The organism is Shewanella oncorhynchi (assembly GCF_012584455.1).
Taxonomy (GTDB): Bacteria; Pseudomonadota; Gammaproteobacteria; order Enterobacterales; family Shewanellaceae; genus Shewanella; species Shewanella oncorhynchi.
This window is the reverse complement of record NZ_JABAEB010000020.1, coordinates 57,686-58,762: the sequence shown is the minus strand read 5'-3', so window position 1 is coordinate 58,762 and position 1,077 is coordinate 57,686. Positions and strand designations below refer to the sequence as shown.

Annotated in this window: 1 protein-coding gene; it reads left to right on the top strand. The window is 37.4% G+C overall.

All coding sequences use genetic code 11. From position 1 onward, the window contains the following. Positions 1 to 173 precede the first annotated feature (173 nt). Positions 174 to 401 carry a hypothetical protein gene (locus HGO26_RS21420; protein ID WP_168827696.1) on the top strand — a complete coding sequence of 76 codons (228 nt, stop codon included), beginning with the start codon at positions 174 to 176 and terminating at the stop codon, positions 399 to 401. Positions 402 to 1,077: the final 676 nt, after the last annotated feature.

Here is a 1,077-nt window from a genome sequence, read left to right as displayed (position 1 = left end):
GGTTAACGCCAAATGAGTCAGAACGTTTATATTGGAATGACTCTAAAACCGTGGCCAATTTTACTTGACCACTACAGTACTTACTTCACCCTGAATGGAATCCGGGTGTAGTAGAGCAACAAATAGGCCGAGTCGATAGATTAGGTTCTCGTTGGGAAAAAGAGTTTAACGAAATGTTAGCATCTCAAGTGGAGCCGTCTGAACTGCCTTTTATAGAAGTTAAACCTATTGTATTCAAAGGGACCTATGATGAATATAATTGGCAAGTTTTGAAGATGCGTTGGGACGATCTTCGCTCTCAATTACACGGAGTAGTAATACCTGAAACAGAAAGAGATGAAGCATTCTCCGAGTTGTATGATGAGTTATGTGCTGCGGCTCCTGATTTTTCACCTCAATAGTGTAATCAAAAATATCTGATAAAAGTCATGCCTGGCCATAATAGGACCAGGCAAGATTAAATTTGTATTAATGGCTATGTTTTATTCATTTGTGATTGGATGAATCTTCTCGGATAGCATAGTTATAGCGTTCTAAATGCTCTTCAAAATAATCATGCTGGTTATAATCCCTTCTACACCTTTAAGCTTTTGATTCAGGCAACGCTCTGCTACATGCTCAAGAGTACCTTGTTTGGCTAGCTGGGTGGTTTGTGATGATTTTTAAAAACACATAGTCAACTTTCTGCTGCCGCAACATCTATTAATACCTACCTCCATTCTGGAGCCATGGACGGACACACAGGAACGGTTAGAGAAGACCAATCACTTGGTTCTAAGCCAGACATAGCAAATTAGATCGTAAGTATAATCAAAAGATGCAGTGAAAGTTGTACCTTTTTATGAGCACTGTAACTAGGGTAGGGGTCATACCTAAATCTTCGAAAAACGGGTTTAGGCACTTGGGCACAAATCTGAAATGTAGGATTTAAACTACAAAGATAAAAGTGAAGAAAAACTTAAAAGTGAAAAGTTTAGCTTGTTTGAATTAATGTTATCTAGAATTGAAGAATTTAAACCTAGGCGCAGAATTAAAATAGAATTATTAGTTAGACAATTGATTTACAACAAAAAATGG

What these genes read in the sequence shown, in the direction of transcription:
- HGO26_RS21420 (WP_168827696.1), top strand. Translation starts at nt 174, where the DNA reads ATGTTAGCATCTCAAGTGGAGCCGTCTGAACTGCCTTTTATAGAAGTT.